The sequence below is a fragment of the Leclercia sp. UBA2479 genome, from assembly GCF_002341985.1.
GTDB lineage: Bacteria > Pseudomonadota > Gammaproteobacteria > Enterobacterales > Enterobacteriaceae > Enterobacter > Enterobacter pneumoniae.
Genome location: NZ_DDPB01000009.1, coordinates 1,092,342 through 1,112,218, shown reverse-complemented (window position 1 = coordinate 1,112,218; position 19,877 = coordinate 1,092,342). Strand labels below are relative to the sequence as shown.

Annotated in this window: 16 protein-coding genes; 14 read left to right on the top strand and 2 right to left on the bottom strand. The window is 54.4% G+C overall.

The features are described 5' to 3' along the window. The first annotated feature begins 6 nt into the window (after positions 1-6). Positions 7-1,839, top strand: coding sequence for an SLC13 family permease (locus B3B59_RS14900; RefSeq protein WP_286809446.1), 1,833 nt, complete (start codon positions 7-9; stop codon positions 1,837-1,839). A gap of 45 nt (positions 1,840-1,884) precedes the next feature. Here the strand turns inward: B3B59_RS14900 and yfbR are convergent, their stop codons facing one another. Next, positions 1,885-2,484, bottom strand: coding sequence for a 5'-deoxynucleotidase (gene yfbR / locus B3B59_RS14895; protein WP_040074673.1), 600 nt, complete (start codon positions 2,482-2,484; stop codon positions 1,885-1,887). Between the two features lie 92 nt (positions 2,485-2,576). Then, on the bottom strand, positions 2,577-3,791 hold the full coding sequence (alaA, locus tag B3B59_RS14890; protein ID WP_046884686.1) for an alanine transaminase AlaA: 1,215 nt from the start codon (positions 3,789-3,791) through the stop codon (positions 2,577-2,579). 943 nt (positions 3,792-4,734) lie between these two features. Between alaA and lrhA the strand changes: the two genes are divergently transcribed. From lrhA to nuoM, 13 genes are all read left to right on the top strand, one after another. Continuing rightward, positions 4,735-5,673, top strand: a complete 939-nt coding sequence (lrhA, locus tag B3B59_RS14885; RefSeq protein WP_233801589.1) for a transcriptional regulator LrhA — start codon at positions 4,735-4,737, stop codon at positions 5,671-5,673. Positions 5,674-6,303: 630 nt separating this feature from the next. Then, positions 6,304-6,744, top strand: a complete 441-nt coding sequence (gene nuoA / locus B3B59_RS14880; RefSeq protein ID WP_032612789.1) for an NADH-quinone oxidoreductase subunit NuoA — start codon at positions 6,304-6,306, stop codon at positions 6,742-6,744. Between the two features lie 15 nt (positions 6,745-6,759). After that, positions 6,760-7,434 carry an NADH-quinone oxidoreductase subunit NuoB gene (nuoB, locus tag B3B59_RS14875; protein ID WP_032612787.1) on the top strand — a complete coding sequence of 225 codons (675 nt, stop codon included), beginning with the start codon at positions 6,760-6,762 and terminating at the stop codon, positions 7,432-7,434. A 90-nt stretch (positions 7,435-7,524) separates the two neighbouring features. After that, the gene (nuoC, locus tag B3B59_RS14870) at positions 7,525-9,327 is read left to right on the top strand and encodes an NADH-quinone oxidoreductase subunit C/D (protein ID WP_154298765.1); all 1,803 of its coding nucleotides are present in this window, start codon (positions 7,525-7,527) and stop codon (positions 9,325-9,327) included. A 2-nt stretch (positions 9,328-9,329) separates the two neighbouring features. Continuing rightward, positions 9,330-9,830, top strand: coding sequence for an NADH-quinone oxidoreductase subunit NuoE (gene nuoE / locus B3B59_RS14865; protein WP_006176513.1), 501 nt, complete (start codon positions 9,330-9,332; stop codon positions 9,828-9,830). Next, the gene (gene nuoF / locus B3B59_RS14860) at positions 9,830-11,167 is read left to right on the top strand and encodes an NADH-quinone oxidoreductase subunit NuoF (RefSeq protein ID WP_046884688.1); all 1,338 of its coding nucleotides are present in this window, start codon (positions 9,830-9,832) and stop codon (positions 11,165-11,167) included. Before nuoE ends, nuoF begins: the two co-directional genes overlap by 1 nt. A 145-nt stretch (positions 11,168-11,312) precedes the next feature. Beyond that, the gene (gene nuoG / locus B3B59_RS14855) at positions 11,313-14,036 is read left to right on the top strand and encodes an NADH-quinone oxidoreductase subunit NuoG (RefSeq protein WP_212477681.1); all 2,724 of its coding nucleotides are present in this window, start codon (positions 11,313-11,315) and stop codon (positions 14,034-14,036) included. Further along, a complete protein-coding gene (nuoH, locus tag B3B59_RS14850) occupies positions 14,033-15,010 on the top strand; it encodes an NADH-quinone oxidoreductase subunit NuoH (RefSeq protein ID WP_040074682.1) in 978 nt (325 codons plus the stop codon). The genes nuoG and nuoH overlap by 4 nt, the downstream gene beginning before the upstream one ends. Positions 15,011-15,023: 13 nt before the next feature. Next, on the top strand, positions 15,024-15,566 hold the full coding sequence (gene nuoI / locus B3B59_RS14845) for an NADH-quinone oxidoreductase subunit NuoI (protein WP_003861491.1): 543 nt from the start codon (positions 15,024-15,026) through the stop codon (positions 15,564-15,566). Positions 15,567-15,576: 10 nt separating this feature from the next. Next, positions 15,577-16,131 (top strand): NADH-quinone oxidoreductase subunit J, encoded by a 555-nt coding sequence (nuoJ, locus tag B3B59_RS14840; RefSeq protein WP_040074683.1) that lies wholly within the window; start codon positions 15,577-15,579, stop codon positions 16,129-16,131. Further along, the gene (gene nuoK / locus B3B59_RS14835; RefSeq protein ID WP_040074684.1) at positions 16,128-16,430 is read left to right on the top strand and encodes an NADH-quinone oxidoreductase subunit NuoK; all 303 of its coding nucleotides are present in this window, start codon (positions 16,128-16,130) and stop codon (positions 16,428-16,430) included. Before nuoJ ends, nuoK begins: the two co-directional genes overlap by 4 nt. Next, the gene (nuoL, locus tag B3B59_RS14830; RefSeq protein WP_040074685.1) at positions 16,427-18,268 is read left to right on the top strand and encodes an NADH-quinone oxidoreductase subunit L; all 1,842 of its coding nucleotides are present in this window, start codon (positions 16,427-16,429) and stop codon (positions 18,266-18,268) included. Before nuoK ends, nuoL begins: the two co-directional genes overlap by 4 nt. Before the next feature lie 76 nt (positions 18,269-18,344). Beyond that, positions 18,345-19,874, top strand: a complete 1,530-nt coding sequence (gene nuoM / locus B3B59_RS14825) for an NADH-quinone oxidoreductase subunit M (protein WP_040074686.1) — start codon at positions 18,345-18,347, stop codon at positions 19,872-19,874. Positions 19,875-19,877 lie beyond the last annotated feature (3 nt).

Genomic DNA, 19,877 nt, shown 5'->3' with positions numbered 1-19,877 from the left:
CCTGTTGTGAACGGTGAATTAATCTGGGTATTGAGCCTGCTGGTCTTCGCCATCATTCTCTTTGCTACCGGTAAAGTGCGCATGGATGCCGTGGCATTACTGGTGATAGTGGCGTTCGTGCTAAGCGGCACCCTCACGCTCCCCGAAGCGTTATCGGGCTTTAGCGATCCGAACGTTATTTTGATTGCCGCACTCTTTATTATTGGTGATGGGCTGGTACGCACCGGCGTCGCCACCAGTATGGGCTCCTGGCTGGTGAACGCCGCAGGCAGCAGCGAAACCAAAATGCTTATCCTGCTGATGCTGACCGTGGCCGGACTGGGAGCCTTTATGAGCTCTACCGGCGTAGTGGCCATCTTTATCCCGGTGGTGTTAAGCGTCTGCATGAGGATGCAGATCCCGCCATCACGCCTGATGATGCCGCTCAGCTTCGCCGGGCTTATCAGCGGCATGATGACGCTGGTAGCAACGCCACCCAACCTGGTGGTTAACAGCGAACTTTTGCGCGAAGGGCTGCAGGGATTTAGCTTTTTTAGCGTCACGCCGCTGGGGTTGGTGATTCTGGTGCTGGGTATTGCCTACATGCTGCTGACTCGCTTTGTCCTGAAGAGCGAAACGCAGGATAAATCCCGGGACGGCTGGAAGCGCCGCACATTTCGGGATTTGATCAAAGAGTATCGCCTGACCGGGCGGGCCCGTCGTCTGGCTATCCGCCCAGGCTCCCCCCTGATTGGTCAACGGCTGGACGATCTTAAACTGCGTGAACGATACGGCGCGAACGTGATTGGGGTAGAGCGCTGGCGCCGTTTTCGGCGGGTGATTGTGAATGTTAACGGTGTATCTGAATTCCGCGCCCGTGACGTATTACTTATCGACATGTCCTCTGCCGATGTCGATCTGCGTGAGTTTTGCAGTGAGCAGTTGCTGGAGCCGATGGTGCTGCGGGGAGAGTATTTCTCCGATCAGGCGCTGGACGTGGGGATGGCAGAAATTTCGCTGATTCCCGAATCGGAACTGCTGGGCAAGACCACGCGCGAGATCGGTTTTCGTACGCGCTATGGGCTCAATGTAGTGGGATTGAAGCGTGACGGCGTGGCAATGGATGGCGCCGTGGTGGATGAACCCTTACAGCTGGGGGACATTTTTCTGGTGGTGGGGAACTGGAAACTTATCTCCCAGCTCGGCCAGCGCGGGCGCGACTTTGTGGTCATGAACCTGCCCGTTGAGGTAAGTGATGCCTCACCGGCTCACAGCCAGGCACCACATGCTATTTTCTGTCTGGTGCTGATGGTCGCGCTGATGTTAACGGATGAGATCCCTAACCCGATTGCGGCGATTATCGCCTGCCTGCTGATGGGGAAATTCCGCTGTATTGATGCACAAAGCGCCTATAAGGCAATCCACTGGCCGAGCATCATACTCATCGTCGGGATGATGCCGTTTGCGCTGGCGCTGCAAAAAACGGGCGGGGTAGATTTGGTGGTTAAAGGATTGATGGAACTCGGCGGCGGATATGGGCCTTACATGATGCTAATCTGCCTGTTTGTAATGTGCGCCACCATTGGTCTGTTTATCTCCAATACCGCCACGGCTGTGCTGATGGCACCCATTGCGCTGGCGATGGCGAAATCGATGGGGGTCTCGCCTTACCCGTTTGCAATGATGGTGGCGATGGCCGCTTCAGCCGCCTTTATGACCCCGGTCTCTTCTCCGGTTAACACGCTGGTACTGGGGCCCGGGAACTACCGGTTTAGCGATTTCGTAAAATTGGGCGTGCCTTTTACCGTGCTGGTTATGGTGGTGTGCGTCATTATGATCCCGGTGCTGTTTCCATTTTAATACCGCACGTAATTCGGGTGGCGACAGCGCCACCCGGCCCGGAAATTACAGTGGGGAATCCTGGCTAATCTCATCCAGCGACAGGTGGAAGCTCGGGACAAATACCTGCATAAAGTAATCCATTTCGTCACTGCGACGGGCTTCCAGCGTCTTTTCCAGGCGCGTTTTCGCCAGCAAGAATTCGTGATTGCCGGCCGAGAGCTCCTCAAGGCATTTCAGATAAGCACAGAGCGCATCTGCCTGCTTAACCAGAGACTTCTCTTCCTCGCTGTATTGGTGTTCGTCGATCAGGGGGGCAAAAATATCGCGCAGCTCTTCAGGCACCATGTCGACCAGTTTCTGCTGAGCTATTTTTTCAATCGCTTTGTACTCCTGAGCAATCTGCGAATTGAAATACTTCACCGGCGTGGGCAGATCCCCTGTCAGCACTTCAGAAGCATCATGATACATCGCCAGCAGCGCGATTCGCTCTGCGTTCACCTGTCCGTTGAATTTGCGGTTTTTAATGGCGGCCAGCGCATGGGCAACCATGGCGACCTGCAGACTATGCTCAGAGACGTTCTCGGTCCGCACGTTGCGCATCAGCGGCCAGCGGTTAATCAGTTTCAGGCGGGAAAGGTGGGCAAAGAAATGACTCTCACTCATAGGGTACCTTTTGTCTAACACGGCGACAGACTTCATTGTGAGGGGAGGGGCGGGCAGATGCAAATCGGGCTGCCATTGGCAGCCCGGAAGGTTTACTGATGATACCCAGAGAGGAATCGACCAAAACGACTGACCGCCATCTCAAGTTCATCCTCACGCGGCAGGGTAACAATGCGCACATGATCCGGCCATGGCCAGTTGAACGCCGTTCCCTGGACCAGCAGCACTTTTTCTTGCAGCAGGAAGTCGAGCACCATTTTTTGATCGTCAAAGATGTTAAAGCGTTTGATGTCGATTTTCGGGAACATATAGAGCGCGCCTTTTGGCTTCACGCAGGAGACGCCCGGAATGTCATTAATCAGCTCCCATGCGCGATTACGTTGCTCATACAGGCGACCGCCTGGCACGATAAATTCGCTAATGCTCTGATAACCACCCAGCGCCGTCTGAATAGCGTGCTGGGCTGGTACGTTGGCGCACAGGCGCATAGAGGCCAACATTTCCAGCCCTTCGATATAGCCTTTGGCGTGCTTTTTCGGGCCGTTCAGAACCATCCAGCCCTGACGGAAACCGGCGACGCGGTAGGTCTTAGACAGGCCGTTGAACGTGACGGTCAGCAGATCCGGAGCCATCGCGGCGATAGAGTGGTGTTGCGCTTCGTCGTAAAGGATCTTGTCGTAAATTTCGTCGGCGAAGATGATAAGGTTATGCTGACGGGCGATCTCAACGATCTCCATCAACAGCTCTTTTGAATAGACCGCACCCGTTGGGTTGTTCGGGTTGATGATCACGATGCCGCGGGTGCGAGGGGTAATTTTAGCGCGGATATCGTCCAGATCCGGGAACCAGTCGGATGACTCATCACAGAGGTAATGCACCGCTTTACCACTGGAAAGCGAGACAGCGGCGGTCCAGAGTGGGTAATCCGGAGCGGGCACCAGCATTTCGTCACCGCTGTTGAGCAGCGCCTGCATGGCCTGCACGATCAGCTCTGATACGCCGTTGCCAATATAGATATCTTCTACCGTAACATCGCGCATCCCGCGAGCCTGGTAGTGCTGCATAATGGCTTTACGGGCGGAGTAAAGCCCTTTCGAATCACAGTAGCCCTGTGCGGTAGGCAGGTTTCGGATCACATCAACCAGTATTTCATCCGGGGCATCGAAACCAAATGGCGCCGGGTTACCGATATTGAGCTTGAGAACTTTATTGCCTTCTTCTTCGAGGCGTTTGGCCTCTTTAAGAACGGGCCCGCGGATGTCATAACAGACGTTATCTAATTTACTGGATTTTTCGATAGGGGACATGAACCTTTGACCTTTTAACTGTTATTGCCACTCCCTGCCGTGGAAGTCAGCACGAAACAATGTACTCCTTGAAAGGCCTTTTTTAAAGCATGAGCAGAAGAAGATTTTGCTAATTAAGAAAAACTATCATTAAAATTTTAATCTACTATTTGCGTTACGACGAATAAGACCTGCCACGGGTTCGTTATAATCTGGTGTAAAGTTTTGCAAGTGACATCTTTTACTGGATTTTACGCTAACGGATCAATCGGCATTGGCTTCGCAGACCGATATACAGAGGTTTCCCCTGGCAATTTTTCGTAAATGCTGAATTAATTGCGATTATCACGATTCAAATCCCGCTTTATATAAACGTTGATCATGTGAATATAATGTTAAGTATAATTAATGAATAATCTTTTTTTAAATTATTGTGTATTTCAAAATAAGGGTGAAATCGTAACTTTCGTTAATATTAATAAAAATAATTTAGACTCTTATCAACAGGGTTAAATCATCTGGAATGCAATAAGACTTATAAATAAAATGGATTTAGGTTAAGATGATGCAACAGGCCTGCAGTACGCGATTGCGGCTTGTTGTAAATCTTAGTTGTGCCTCCATTAATAGCATATTGTTATTAATAGATTTATCTTTACCCGGAGAAGCGAAGCGACGCCCATTGCTGCTTTAGCTTGACTACGATAAAGTTGAGCCTGAAGCGCCACTGCCTTTCGTGCATTACCTAATCCGGTAAAAATTTATATTTACTGAACGTAAAGCCAATAAAAATATCGTCAGATACGTTGTGTTTGACGACGGATATACCTGGACTTCAACTTTCTGTCTGGCAGTCTGCCGGTCGGGATTACAAGGATTCTTGTTCAGAAGGACCTGTTTTACTTTTACGCACACAGCTTCTACCCGAGGCAGCTCCGCATGAGCCACCTGTAAGTGAAAAGATATGATGAATGCAAATCGTCCGATACTGAACCTCGATCTCGATCTGCTGAGAACTTTTGTTGCAGTCGCCGATCTGAATACATTTGCAGCTGCGGCTGCGGCAGTCTGCCGTACCCAATCGGCTGTTAGCCAACAAATGCAACGACTGGAACAACTGGTCGGAAAAGAGCTTTTTGCCCGCCACGGCCGCAATAAACTCCTGACTGAACATGGTATTCAGCTGCTGGGCTATGCCAGAAAAATACTTCGCTTCAACGATGAAGCCTGCACGTCGCTAATGTTTAGTAACCTACAGGGTGTCTTAACCGTAGGGGCGTCTGATGAGTCGGCTGATACTATTTTGCCTTTCCTGCTTAATCGTATTAGTTCGGTTTATCCGAAGATTGCGTTGGACGTCAGGGTTAAACGCAATGCGTTTATGATGGAGATGCTGCAGGAGCAGGAAGTAGACCTGGTCGTCACAACCCAACGAATGGAGCATTTCAGTTGCCTGACGCTCCGTACGTCACCTACTCACTGGTATTGTGCAGCCGAGTATCAACTGCAGCGCGGCGAGCCCATCCCGCTGGTACTGATGGATGACCCCAGCCCGTTCCGCGACATGGTTCTGGCCACATTAAATGCCGCCAATATTCCCTGGCGTCTCGCCTACGTAGCAACAACCCTGCCAGCCGTCCGTGCGGCGGTGAAAGCCGGACTGGGGGTCACCGCGCGCCCGGTTGAGATGATGAGCCCGGATTTACGAGTATTAGGCAAATCAGACGGGCTGCCGATGCTGCCCGATACTGAATATTTGCTGTGTCATAACGCGACTCGTCAGAACGAGTTAGCGCAAACCATCTTCTCGGCAATGGAAAATTATCAGAATCCATGGCAGTACAATAATGTTACCCCGGAAGGAGGGGATGACTCTCTCGTCATCGAAGGAGATTTTGAATAAAAGTTCGGCAATTTCCTCGTAACAAAATGTAAGTGTTAAAAAAGAGCCACTGACGCCACTTTCGCGCGCTGTGGTTCTTTTTTTGCAATTCGATTTGAAAAGTTTCTGTTAAGTAAAGTTAATTTTATTGTTTATCAACATTATATGGACTACGCGCTGTATTCGTTACTCCCATTCTTACAGCTTATGGTTGTCAATTTGCATGTTAAAAAAACAGCGAAGATGTTGCCGTTTTTTTGATTGAATTAACAAAAGCGTGTCTCAGATCAAGAAAATACTCCTCTTTGGGGGGAGGAATCAGCGACAAATCCTGTCAAAATAGGAGGGTATCTTTTTTTTACATCAAAACGGACACGATTCAACAGTATGCAGTTGACCAAATGTCATGTTCCCGCCAGGGTTAAAGGGCATTAAATGTTAACGAGAATCGTTCGATGTAATTTAATGTGAAGAAACCTTTGTTAAAGTTGACAAAAGGTTATAGAAAGGAGTAAAAAACCACATCATTTTGCTGTCTATGTCTCATTTCTGACAGTTGGTGTAAGGTTATTTGTTCCTCCCCATGAATCGATGTGATGCCCATCTGCCAGCAAGAGCAGTGTCGTCGGTATCACTTTTGATGAGTAAGCAATGAGTATGTCAACATCCACAGAAGTCATCGCTCATCACTGGGCATTCGCAATCTTTCTTATTGTAGCCATTGGCCTGTGCTGCCTGATGTTAGTCGGCGGCTGGTTCCTGGGCGGTCGCGCCCGCGCAAGGCACAAAAACACACCTTTTGAATCAGGTATTGATTCTGTAGGTACTGCTCGCTTACGCCTGTCTGCCAAGTTCTATCTGGTAGCCATGTTCTTCGTCATCTTCGACGTTGAAGCGCTCTATCTTTTCGCATGGTCTACCTCCATTCGTGAAAGTGGTTGGGTAGGCTTTGTCGAGGCCGCAATTTTCATTTTAGTGTTACTGGCCGGTCTGGTTTATCTGGTGCGTATTGGCGCGCTGGACTGGACACCTGCACGTTCACGTCGTGAACGTATCAACCCGGAAAACAGTATCTCTAATCGTCAGCAGTAACAGCGAGGCAATAAGATGGATTATACGCTCACCCGCATAGATCCTAACGGTGAGAATGACCGTTACCCCCTGCAAAAACAGGAGATCGTAACCGACCCCCTGGAGCAAGAAGTCAATAAAAGCGTGTACATGGGCAAACTCGAAAATGCCATGCACGATATGGTCAACTGGGGTCGTAAAAACTCCATCTGGCCGTATAACTTTGGTCTTTCTTGCTGCTACGTTGAAATGGTGACGTCATTCACTGCGGTGCATGACGTTGCGCGTTTTGGTGCAGAAGTACTGCGTGCCTCTCCGCGTCAGGCTGACCTGATGGTGGTGGCCGGTACCTGCTTTACCAAAATGGCACCGGTCATTCAGCGTCTGTACGACCAGATGCTCGAGCCAAAATGGGTTATTTCCATGGGCGCTTGTGCAAACTCAGGCGGAATGTACGACATTTACTCCGTTGTCCAGGGCGTAGATAAGTTCATCCCGGTTGATGTGTACATCCCAGGTTGCCCGCCGCGCCCGGAAGCTTACATGCAGGCGCTGATGCTGCTGCAGGAGTCGATTGGCAAAGAACGCCGTCCGCTCTCCTGGGTGGTAGGCGACCAGGGTGTCTATCGCGCGAACATGCAGTCTGAGCGCGAGCGTAAACGCGGCGAACGTATTGCAGTGACCAACCTGCGTACGCCTGACGAAATTTAATTTGCGCCTGCGGGCGGTGGAGAAAAGCTTCGTACATCACTATTCAAATAGCGCGAAGCCCCGCCTGGCAGTCACCACGGACCATTTGCAATGGTGAACAATATGACCGACTTAACCGCGCAAGACGCCGCATGGCAAACACGGGATCACCTGGATGACCCGGTCATTGGCGAACTGCGCAACCGTTTTGGGCCGGATGCCTTTACTGTTCAGGCCACCCGCACCGGGGTACCCGTTGTTTGGGTGAAGCGTGAGCAATTACTGGAAGTTGTCGATTTCCTCAAGAAATTGCCAAAACCTTACGTCATGCTGTTTGACTTACACGGCATGGATGAACGTCTGCGTACGCACCGTCACGGGTTACCCGCGGCGGATTTTTCCGTTTTCTACCACCTGATCTCAATAGACCGCAACACGGATATCATGCTCAAGGTGGCCTTGTCTGAAAACGACATGCATCTGCCGACGATCACCAAAATTTTCCCGAACGCGAACTGGTATGAGCGTGAAACCTGGGAAATGTTTGGTATGACTTTCGATGGCCACCCAAATCTGACGCGCATCATGATGCCGCAGACCTGGACCGGCCACCCGCTGCGTAAAGACTATCCGGCCCGTGCGACCGAATTCGACCCGTTTGAGCTGACCAAAGCCAAGCAGGATCTGGAGATGGAAGCGCTGACCTTCAAGCCGGAAGACTGGGGCATGAAGCGCGGTACCGATAACGAGGACTTCATGTTCCTCAACCTCGGTCCAAACCACCCGTCTGCGCACGGTGCCTTCCGTATTATTCTTCAGCTTGATGGCGAAGAGATTGTCGACTGTGTTCCGGACATCGGTTACCACCACCGTGGTGCTGAGAAGATGGGCGAGCGTCAGTCCTGGCACAGCTATATTCCGTATACCGACCGTATCGAGTATCTGGGCGGCTGCGTTAACGAAATGCCATACGTGCTGGCCGTTGAGAAACTGGCAGGGATCACCACGCCGGATCGCGTTAACGTAATCCGCGTTATGCTGTCTGAACTGTTCCGTATCAACAGCCATCTGCTGTACATCTCCACGTTCATTCAGGACGTCGGTGCGATGACCCCGGTCTTCTTCGCCTTTACCGACCGTCAGAAAATTTACGATCTGGTGGAAGCAATCACCGGTTTCCGTATGCACCCGGCCTGGTTCCGTATTGGCGGCGTCGCACACGACCTGCCGCGCGGCTGGGACCGTCTGCTGCGTGAGTTCCTCGACTGGATGCCGAAACGTCTCGCCTCCTACGAGAAAGCTGCGCTACGCAACTCCATTCTGAAAGGCCGCTCTCAGGGCGTTGCTGCCTATGGCGCGAAAGAAGCGCTTGAGTGGGGCACAACAGGTGCAGGTCTGCGCGCTACCGGTATCGATTTCGACGTGCGTAAAGCCCGTCCATACTCTGGCTACGAGAACTTCGACTTTGAAATCCCGGTTGGCGGTGGTGTTTCCGACTGCTATACCCGCGTGATGCTGAAAGTGGAAGAGCTGCGTCAGAGTCTGCGCATCCTTGAGCAGTGCCTCAACAACATGCCGGAAGGGCCGTTTAAAGCGGATCACCCGCTGACCACGCCACCGCCGAAAGAGCGCACGCTGCAACATATCGAAACCCTGATCACCCACTTCCTGCAGGTTTCCTGGGGTCCGGTCATGCCGGCGCAAGAATCCTTCCAGATGATTGAAGCGACCAAGGGTATCAACAGTTACTACCTGACCAGCGACGGCAGCACCATGAGCTACCGTACCCGCGTGCGTACGCCAAGTTTTGCGCACCTGCAACAGATCCCGGCCGCCATTCGCGGCAGTCTGGTCTCCGACCTGATTGTTTATCTGGGTAGTATCGATTTTGTTATGTCAGATGTGGACCGCTAATTATGCACGAGAATCAACAACCACAGACCGAGGCTTTTGAGCTGAGTGAAGCAGAGCGTGCCGCCATTGAGCACGAGATGCACCACTACGAAGACCCGCGTGCGGCGTCCATTGAAGCGCTGAAAATCGTTCAGAAACAGCGTGGCTGGGTGCCGGATGGGGCGATCTATGAGATTGCAAAAGTGCTGGGTATTCCGGCAAGTGACGTTGAAGGCGTAGCCACGTTCTACAGCCAGATCTTCCGTCAGCCGGTAGGCCGCCATGTGATCCGCTACTGTGACAGCGTTGTTTGTCACATCACGGGCTATCAGGGCATTCAGGCCGCCATTGAGAAGAAACTCAATATCAAGCCGGGCCAGACAACCTTTGATGGTCGCTTTACCCTGCTGCCAACCTGCTGCCTGGGTAACTGCGACAAGGGGCCGACCATGATGATTGATGAGGACACTCACAGCCATCTGACGCCGGAAGCGATTCCTGACCTGCTGGAGCAGTATAAATAATGAAAAATATTATTCTGACTCCCGAAACCCATCCGCTGACCTGGCGTCTTCGCGACGACAAGCAGCCGGTGTGGCTGGAAGAGTATCAGGCGAAAAACGGCTATGCTGGCGCGCGCAAGGCGCTCGGCGGTATGGCCCCGGATGAGATCGTCAATGCGGTTAAAGATGCTGGCCTGAAAGGGCGCGGCGGCGCGGGCTTCTCCACCGGTCTGAAGTGGAGCCTGATGCCAAAAGACGAATCCATGAACATCCGTTACCTGCTGTGTAACGCTGATGAAATGGAGCCAGGTACCTATAAAGACCGCCTGCTGATGGAGCAGCTGCCGCACCTGCTGGTGGAAGGCATGCTGATCTCCGCGTTTGCGCTGAAAGCCTACCGTGGCTACATCTTCCTGCGCGGCGAGTATATCGAAGCGGCAGAAAACCTGCGTCGCGCGATTGCCGAAGCGACCGAAGCCGGTCTGCTCGGTAAAAACATTCTGGGCACCGGTTTTGACTTCGAACTGTTCGTGCACACCGGGGCAGGGCGTTATATCTGCGGTGAAGAGACCGCGCTGATTAACTCCCTGGAAGGTCGCCGTGCGAACCCACGTTCCAAGCCGCCGTTCCCGGCCAGCTCCGGCGTGTGGGGTAAACCGACCTGCGTTAACAACGTCGAAACCCTGTGTAACGTTCCGGCGATCCTCGCCAATGGCGTGGAGTGGTATCAGGGCATCTCTTCAAGCAAAGATGCCGGCACCAAGCTGATGGGCTTCTCCGGCCGCGTGAAGAATCCTGGCGTCTGGGAACTGCCGTTCGGTACCACCGCGCGTGAGATTCTTGAAGACTACGCGGGCGGCATGCGTGATGGCCTGAAGTTCAAAGCCTGGCAGCCGGGTGGAGCAGGAACAGACTTCCTGACCGAAGCTCACCTCGACCTGCCGATGGAATTTGAAAGCATTGGTAAAGCGGGTAGCCGTCTGGGTACGGCGCTGGCGATGGCCGTCGACCACGAGATCGGCATGGTTCCGCTGGTGCGTAACCTGGAAGAGTTCTTTGCCCGCGAGTCCTGCGGCTGGTGTACGCCATGCCGTGACGGACTGCCGTGGAGCGTGAAAATTCTGCGTGCTATCGAACGTGGCGAAGGTCAGCCTGGTGATATCGAGACACTTGAGCAACTGTGTCGATTCCTGGGCCCAGGTAAAACCTTCTGTGCCCACGCACCGGGTGCCGTCGAGCCGCTGCAGAGCGCGATTAAATATTTCCGCGAAGAATTCGAAGCGGGCATCAAGCAGCCGTTCAGCAATACCCATTCGATCAATGGTATTCAGCCGAACCTGCTCAAAGCACGCTGGTAATTCCCCCTTGCCCCGGACCTCTTCCTCAAGGGAGAGGGAGAAAACCGGGCTCTATCCTCTCCTTCAGGGAGAGGGGTAGGGTAAGGGTGATAAAAAGAATTTTGATTAACGCTCGAAGCAATTCGAGCCAACTGGAAGCATGCTAATGGCTACGATTCATGTAGACGGCAAAGAATACGAAGTCAACGGGGCGGACAACCTGCTAGAAGCTTGTCTGTCTCTTGGCCTCGATATTCCGTACTTTTGCTGGCATCCGGCGCTGGGCAGCGTCGGTGCTTGCCGCCAGTGTGCGGTAAAGCAATATCAAAACGCGGAAGACACGCGTGGTCGCCTGGTGATGTCCTGTATGACGCCGGCCACCGAAGGCACGTTTATTTCGATTGATGACGAAGAAGCCAAACAGTTCCGCGAAAGCGTGGTGGAGTGGTTGATGACCAACCACCCGCACGACTGTCCGGTGTGTGAAGAGGGCGGTAACTGCCACCTTCAGGATATGACCGTCATGACCGGTCACAGCTTCCGTCGCTATCGCTTTACTAAGCGTACCCACCGTAACCAGGACCTGGGGCCGTTCATCTCTCACGAAATGAACCGCTGCATCGCCTGCTACCGCTGCGTGCGTTACTACAAAGATTACGCAGACGGTCAGGATCTGGGCGTGTATGGCGCGCATGACAACGTCTACTTCGGTCGTCCGGAAGATGGCGTGCTGGAAAGCGAATTCTCCGGTAACCTGGTAGAAATCTGCCCGACCGGCGTATTCACAGATAAAACGCACTCCGAGCGCTACAACCGTAAATGGGACATGCAGTTTGCACCAAGCATCTGCCAGCAGTGTTCCCTCGGCTGTAACACCAGCCCGGGTGAGCGTTACGGCGAACTGCGTCGTATCGAAAACCGTTACAACGGTACCGTTAACCACTACTTCCTCTGCGACCGCGGTCGTTTCGGCTATGGCTACGTGAACCTGAAAGACCGTCCGCGTCAGCCGGTTCAGCGCCGTGGCGATGACGTCATCACCCTGAACGCCGAGCAGGCGATGCAGGGCGCGGCTGATATTTTGCGTCAGTCGAAGAAGGTGATCGGTATCGGCTCCCCGCGCGCCAGCATCGAAAGCAACTTCGCGCTGCGCGAGCTGGTTGGGGCAGAAAACTTCTATACCGGTATCGCGAAGTCAGAGCAGGAACGTCTGCAGCTGGTACTGAAAGTGCTGCGTGAAGGTGGCGTTCACACCCCTGCGCTGCGCGAAATTGAATCTTATGACGCGGTGCTGGTGCTGGGTGAAGATCTGACTCAGACCGGCGCACGTGCGGCTCTGGCGGTTCGTCAGGCGGTGAAAGGTAAAGCGCGTGAAATGGCAGCGGCCCAGAAAGTGGCTGACTGGCAGATTGCGGCGATCCTGAACATCGGTCAGCGCGCGAAGCATCCGCTGTTTGTAACCAACGTCGACAATACCCGTCTGGACGACATCGCCGCGTGGACCTACTGTGCACCGGTGGAAGATCAGGCACGCCTGGGCTTCGCCATCGCGCATGCGCTCGATAGTAACTCTCCGGCCGTTGAACTGGATCGAGACCTGCAAAACAAGGTTGACGTAATTGTTCAGGCCCTGGCGGGCGCGAAGAAACCGCTGATTATTTCCGGCACCAACGCCGGTAGTGCCGAAATCATTCAGGCGGCAGCGAACGTTGCTAAAGCCCTGAAAGGCCGCGGCGCGGACGTGGGTATCACCATGATTGCCCGTGCGGTGAACAGCATCGGTCTGGGTATGATTGGCGGCGGCTCGCTGGAAGACGCGTTAAGCGAACTGGAATCCGGTTCTGCTGACGCCGTTGTGGTGTTGGAAAACGACCTGCATCGCCACGCCTCTGCCGCTCGCGTTGACGCAGCGCTTTCAAAAGCGCCGCTGGTGATGGTCATTGACCATCAGCGCACCGCGATTATGGACAAAGCGCACCTGGTGCTCTCTGCGGCAAGTTTCGCCGAAAGCGACGGTACGGTCATCAACAACGAAGGACGCGCACAGCGCTTCTTCCAGGTTTACGACCCGGCCTACTACGACAACAACATTATCATGCTGGAAAGCTGGCGCTGGCTGCACTCGCTGCACAGCACCCTGCTCAGCCGTGAAGTGGACTGGACGCAGCTCGACCACGTTATTGATGCGGTAGTCGAAAAACTGCCTCAACTGGCCGGTATCAAAGACGCGGCGCCGGAAGCGAGCTTCCGTATTCGCGGTCAGAAACTGGCGCGTGAGCCGCACCGCTACAGCGGCCGTACCGCGATGCGTGCCAACATCAGCGTGCATGAGCCTCGTCAGCCGCAGGACAAAGACACGATGTTTGCCTTCTCGATGGAAGGGAACAACCAGCCGTCTGCACCGCGTTCACAGATTCCGTTCGCATGGGCTCCGGGCTGGAACTCACCGCAGGCATGGAACAAGTTCCAGGCTGAAGTGGGCGGCTCCCTGCGCCACGGCGATCCGGGCGTACGCCTGATTGAAGCCTCTGAAACCGGTCTGGACTTCTTCACGACCGTGCCGGCGAGCTTCCAGGCGGAAGAGGGTAACTGGCGTATTGCACCTTACTACCATCTGTTCGGTAGCGATGAAATGTCCCAGCGCTCTCCGGTCTTCCAGACCCGTATGCCGCAGCCGTACATCAAGCTCAATCCGGCGGACGCCGCGAAGCTTGGCGTTAACGCGGGTGCGAACATCGCTTTCAGCTACGATGGCCAGACGATCAGCCTGCCGCTGATTATCTCCGAAGGTTTGACCGCCGGCCAGGTGGGTCTGCCGATGGGTATGCCTGGCATCGCGCCAGTTCTGGCGGGTGCGCGTCTTGATAACCTGCAGGAGGCAAAAGCATGAGTTGGTTAACGCCGGATCTTATCGACATCCTGCTGAGCATTCTGAAGGCGGTTGTGATTCTGCTGGTGGTGGTCACCTGCGGTGCATTCATGAGCTTTGGTGAACGTCGCCTGCTCGGTCTGTTCCAGAACCGTTACGGGCCGAACCGCGTGGGCTGGGGTGGTTCACTCCAGCTGGTCGCGGACATGATCAAGATGTTCTTTAAAGAGGACTGGATCCCGAAATTCTCGGATCGCGTCATCTTTACGCTGGCCCCAATGATCGCCTTTACCTCGCTGCTGCTGGCGTTTGCTATCGTTCCCGTCAGCCCGACCTGGGTTGTGGCTGACCTGAACATCGGCATCCTGTTCTTCCTGATGATGGCAGGCCTCGCGGTTTACGCGGTACTGTTCGCAGGCTGGTCCAGTAACAACAAATACTCACTGCTGGGTGCGATGCGTGCTTCCGCGCAGACCCTGAGCTACGAGGTGTTCCTGGGGCTCTCCCTGATGGGCGTGGTGGCGCAGGCCGGTTCATTCAATATGACCGACATCGTCAACAACCAGGCCGACATCTGGAACGTTATCCCGCAGTTCTTTGGTTTTGTTACCTTTGCTATCGCAGGCGTGGCGGTGTGTCACCGTCACCCGTTTGACCAGCCAGAAGCCGAACAGGAACTGGCCGACGGTTATCACATTGAATATTCCGGTATGAAGTTCGGTCTGTTCTTCGTGGGCGAGTACATCGGTATCGTCACCATTTCCGCGTTGATGGTAACGCTGTTCTTTGGTGGCTGGCATGGCCCGTTCTTACCGCCATTCATCTGGTTCGCGCTGAAAACCGCGTTCTTTATGATGATGTTTATTTTGATTCGTGCAGCGTTACCGCGTCCTCGTTATGACCAGGTAATGTCCTTCGGCTGGAAAGTGTGCCTGCCGCTGACGCTCGTCAATTTATTGGTAACGGCGGCTGTCATTCTCTGGCAGCAGCCATAAGGGGCTTTAGACCATGACCTTAAAAGAATTATTGGTAGGTTTCGGCACCCAGGTACGCAGTATCTGGATGATCGGCCTGCACGCGTTTGCAAAACGCGAAACCCGGATGTACCCGGAAGAGCCGGTATATCTGCCGCCGCGCTACCGTGGCCGTATCGTGCTGACGCGCGATCCGGACGGTTCAGAGCGCTGCGTAGCCTGTAACCTGTGTGCGGTAGCCTGTCCGGTAGGCTGTATCTCTCTGCAGAAAGCAGAGACGGTCGATGGCCGCTGGTACCCGGAGTTTTTCCGCATCAACTTCTCACGCTGCATCTTCTGCGGTCTGTGTGAAGAAGCGTGCCCAACCACGGCGATTCAGCTGACTCCAGACTTCGAGCTGGGTGAGTACAAGCGTCAGGATCTGGTGTACGAGAAAGAGGATCTGCTGATTTCCGGTCCGGGCAAATACCCGGAATATAACTTCTACCGGATGGCGGGTATGGCAATCGACGGCAAAGATAAGGGCGAAGCAGAGAACGAAGCTAAGCCTATCGACGTCAAGAGCCTGTTACCGTAAGGAGAGGGCAATGGAATTCGCTTTTTATATCTGTGGCCTTATCGCCATCCTGGCTACGCTGCGAGTGATTACGCACACCAACCCGGTGCATGCGCTGCTCTATTTAATCATCTCGCTGCTGGCTATTTCCGGGGTGTTCTTTGCGCTGGGCGCGCACTTCGCCGGTGCGCTGGAAATCATCGTTTACGCCGGTGCCATTATGGTGCTGTTCGTCTTCGTGGTGATGATGCTGAACCTGGGCGGCTCCGAAATTGAGCAGGAACGTCAGTGGTTAAAACCGCAGGTGTGGATTGGCCCGGCGATTCTGTCGGCCATCATGCTGGCGGTGATTGTTTACGCCATTCTGGGCGTTAACGATCAGGGCATCGACGGCACGCCGATCAGCGCTAAAACCGTGGGTATTGCCCTGTTTGGCCCGTACGTTCTGGCGGTTGAGCTGGCCTCAATGCTGCTGCTGGCGGGCCTGGTTGTTGCCTTCCACGTTGGCCGCGAAGAGCGCGTCGGCGAGGTGCTGAGCAACCGCACTGACGACCGCGCGAAAAGAAAAACGGAGGAGCGCGCATGATCCCCTTAACACATGGACTGATCCTCGCTGCGATTTTGTTCGTCCTGGGCTTAACCTGTCTGGTTATCCGCCGCAATCTGCTGTTTATGCTGATTGGACTGGAAATCATGATTAACGCTTCGGCGCTGGCCTTTGTGGTCGCCGGGAGCTACTGGGGCCAGGCCGATGGTCAAGTGATGTACATTCTTGCTATCAGCCTCGCGGCTGCCGAAGCGAGTATTGGCCTGGCGCTGTTGCTGCAGCTCCATCGTCGCCGCCAGAACCTGAACATCGATTCAGTAAGTGAGTTGCGTGGATGAACATGCTTGCCTTAACCATTATTTTTCCGCTGATTGGCTTCCTGCTGCTGTCGTTCTCACGCGGCCGCTGGTCTGAGAATCTCTCTGCCACCGTTGGTATGGGGTCTGTCGGTCTGGCTGCGCTGGTGACGGCGTATGCGGGTATCGACTTCTTTAATAACGGGCGTCAGGCCTTTAGCGTTCCACTGTGGACCTGGATGTCGGTCGGTGATTTCAACATCGGCTTTAACCTGGTGCTGGACGGACTGTCGCTGACCATGCTCTCTGTGGTCACCGGCGTGGGATTCCTGATCCACATGTTCGCCTCCTGGTATATGCGCGGTGAAGAGGGTTACTCCCGCTTCTTCGCCTACACCAACCTGTTTATCGCCAGCATGGTTGTTCTGGTGCTGGCCGATAACCTGCTGCTGATGTATCTCGGCTGGGAAGGGGTGGGGCTCTGCTCTTACCTGCTGATCGGTTTCTACTACACCGATCCGAAGAATGGCGCAGCGGCCATGAAAGCGTTTGTCGTAACCCGCGTGGGTGACGTCTTCCTCGCCTTTGCGCTGTTCATTCTCTACAACGAACTGGGCACGCTGAACTTCCGCGAAATGGTGGAACTGGCGCCGGCGCACTTCGAGGCAGGTAATAACATGCTGTGGTGGGCGACGCTGATGCTGCTGGGTGGTGCTGTGGGTAAATCCGCACAGCTGCCGCTGCAGACATGGCTGGCCGACGCGATGGCGGGCCCAACGCCTGTCTCCGCGCTGATCCACGCCGCAACCATGGTGACCGCAGGGGTTTATCTGATTGCGCGTACCCATGGTCTGTTCCTGATGACCCCGGAAATTCTGCATCTGGTGGGTATCGTGGGTGCCGTAACGCTGGTGCTGGCAGGTTTCGCCGCTCTGGTGCAGACCGACATCAAGCGTGTTCTCGCGTATTCCACCATGAGCCAGATCGGCTACATGTTCCTGGCGCTGGGCGTTCAGGCGTGGGACGCGGCCATTTTCCACCTGATGACTCACGCGTTCTTTAAAGCGCTGCTGTTCCTCTCATCCGGTTCGGTGATTCTGGCCTGCCACCACGAGCAAAATATCTTCAAAATGGGCGGACTGCGTAAGTCCATCCCGCTGGTTTACGCTTGCTTCCTGGTGGGCGGCGCGGCGCTGGCGGCACTGCCGCTGATCACCGCGGGCTTCTTCAGTAAGGACGAAATCCTTGCGGGCGCCATGGCGAATGGTCATATCAATCTGATGGTTGCGGGTCTGGTCGGTGCATTCATGACCTCCCTGTACACCTTCCGTATGATTTTCATCGTCTTCCACGGTAAAGAACAAATTCACGCTCACGCAGGGAAGGGGATTACCCACCACCTGCCGCTGATTGTACTGCTGGTACTCTCCACCTTCGTTGGCGCGATGATCGTGCCACCGCTGCAGGGCGTACTGCCGGCAACCACCGAGCTTGAGCACGGTCGCGTTCTGACCCTCGAAATCACCTCCGGTGTGGTCGCGATTGCGGGCATCCTGATTGCGGCATGGCTGTGGCTGGGCAAACGTACGTTGGTGACTGCGGTTGCTAACAGCGCGCCGGGCCGTCTGCTGGGCACCTGGTGGTACAACGCGTGGGGCTTCGACTGGCTGTACGACATGATCTTCGTGAAACCGTTCCTCGGCATTGCGTGGCTGATTAAGCGCGATCCACTGAACTCCCTGATGAACATCCCGGCAATCCTCTCTCGCTTTGCAGGTAAAGGCCTGCTGTTCAGCGAGAACGGTTATCTGCGCTGGTATGTAGCGTCCATGAGTATCGGTGCGGTTGTCGTGCTGGCGCTGCTGATGGTATTGCGTTGATCGTTAAGTGAATTTTATTCGAATTCGTTGAAAATCAGGCCCCTGCTGGGGGCCTTAAAAAGGAATGCAAATCGCCATGTTACTACCCTGGCTAATATTAATTCCCTTCATCGGCGGCTTCCTGTGCTGGCAGACTGAACGCTTTGGCGTGAAGATGCCGCGCTGGATTGCGCTGATTACCATGGGATTGACGCTCGCGCTTGGCCTGCAACTGTGGTTGCAGGGTGGCTACTCCCTGACGCAGTCTGCGGGCATTCCGCAGTGGCAGTCGGAGTTTATTCTGCCGTGGATCCCACGCTTTGGCATAACCATTCACCTGGCTATTGACGGCCTGTCGCTGCTGATGGTGGTGTTGACGGGTCTGCTCGGTGTTCTGGCGGTGCTCTGCTCCTGGCGAGAAATCGAAAAGTACCAGGGCTTCTTCCACCTGAACCTGATGTGGATCCTGGGCGGCGTTATCGGCGTGTTCCTTGCCATCGACATGTTCCTGTTCTTCTTCTTCTGGGAGATGATGCTGGTGCCGATGTACTTCCTGATCGCGCTGTGGGGCCATAAGGCATCCGACGGTAAAACGCGTATCACGGCGGCTACCAAATTCTTCATCTATACCCAGGCGAGCGGTCTGGTGATGTTGATTGCGATTCTGGCGCTGGTATTCGTGCACTACAACGCGACCGGTGTCTGGACCTTCAACTACCAGGATCTGCTGAAGACGCCAATGTCTCACGGTGTTGAATATCTGCTGATGCTGGGCTTCTTCATTGCCTTCGCGGTGAAAATGCCGGTGGTTCCTCTGCACGGCTGGCTGCCGGATGCGCACTCTCAGGCACCGACGGCAGGTTCCGTTGACCTGGCAGGCATCCTGCTGAAAACCGCGGCCTATGGTCTGCTGCGTTTCGCACTGCCGCTGTTCCCGAACGCCTCTGCTGAATTTGCGCCGATTGCGATGTGGCTCGGTGTGATCGGTATCTTCTACGGCGCGTGGATGGCTTTCACGCAGTACGACATCAAGCGTCTGATTGCTTACACCTCTGTCTCCCACATGGGCTTCGTGCTGATTGCTATCTACACCGGCAGCCAGCTGGCGTACCAGGGTGCGGTGATTCAGATGATTGCGCACGGTCTCTCTGCGGCCGGTCTCTTCATCCTGTGTGGTCAGCTGTACGAACGTCTGCACACCCGCGACATGCGTCAGATGGGTGGTCTGTGGAGCAAAATTAAGTGGCTGCCGGCGATGTCGATGTTCTTCGCGGTGGCGACGCTGGGGATGCCTGGCACCGGTAACTTCGTCGGCGAATTTATGATTCTGTTCGGCAGCTTCAAAGTGGTGCCGGTTATTACCGTGATTTCTACCTTTGGTCTGGTGTTCGCTTCCGTCTACTCCCTGGCGATGCTGCACCGCGCTTATTTCGGTAAAGCGAAGAGTGAAATCGCTGCCAAAGAGCTGCCGGGGATGTCGCTGCGTGAGCTGTTCATCATCCTGCTGCTGGTCGTACTGCTGGTGCTGTTGGGCTTCTTCCCGCAGCCGATTCTGGATACCTCGCACAGCGCGATGGGTAACATCCAGCAGTGGTTTGTTAATTCTGCTTCTACTACAAGGCCGTAAATC

Coding starts and splice junctions, on each gene's coding strand:
- yfbR (WP_040074673.1), bottom strand. CDS start 2,484: ATGAGTGAGAGTCATTTCTTTGCCCACCTTTCCCGCCTGAAACTGATT.
- alaA (WP_046884686.1), bottom strand. CDS start 3,791: ATGTCCCCTATCGAAAAATCCAGTAAATTAGATAACGTCTGTTATGAC.
- lrhA (WP_233801589.1), top strand. CDS start 4,735: ATGATGAATGCAAATCGTCCGATACTGAACCTCGATCTCGATCTGCTG.
- nuoA (WP_032612789.1), top strand. CDS start 6,304: ATGAGTATGTCAACATCCACAGAAGTCATCGCTCATCACTGGGCATTC.
- nuoB (WP_032612787.1), top strand. CDS start 6,760: ATGGATTATACGCTCACCCGCATAGATCCTAACGGTGAGAATGACCGT.
- nuoC (WP_154298765.1), top strand. CDS start 7,525: ATGGTGAACAATATGACCGACTTAACCGCGCAAGACGCCGCATGGCAA.
- nuoE (WP_006176513.1), top strand. CDS start 9,330: ATGCACGAGAATCAACAACCACAGACCGAGGCTTTTGAGCTGAGTGAA.
- nuoF (WP_046884688.1), top strand. CDS start 9,830: ATGAAAAATATTATTCTGACTCCCGAAACCCATCCGCTGACCTGGCGT.
- nuoG (WP_212477681.1), top strand. CDS start 11,313: ATGGCTACGATTCATGTAGACGGCAAAGAATACGAAGTCAACGGGGCG.
- nuoH (WP_040074682.1), top strand. CDS start 14,033: ATGAGTTGGTTAACGCCGGATCTTATCGACATCCTGCTGAGCATTCTG.
- nuoI (WP_003861491.1), top strand. CDS start 15,024: ATGACCTTAAAAGAATTATTGGTAGGTTTCGGCACCCAGGTACGCAGT.
- nuoJ (WP_040074683.1), top strand. CDS start 15,577: ATGGAATTCGCTTTTTATATCTGTGGCCTTATCGCCATCCTGGCTACG.
- nuoK (WP_040074684.1), top strand. CDS start 16,128: ATGATCCCCTTAACACATGGACTGATCCTCGCTGCGATTTTGTTCGTC.
- nuoL (WP_040074685.1), top strand. CDS start 16,427: ATGAACATGCTTGCCTTAACCATTATTTTTCCGCTGATTGGCTTCCTG.
- nuoM (WP_040074686.1), top strand. CDS start 18,345: ATGTTACTACCCTGGCTAATATTAATTCCCTTCATCGGCGGCTTCCTG.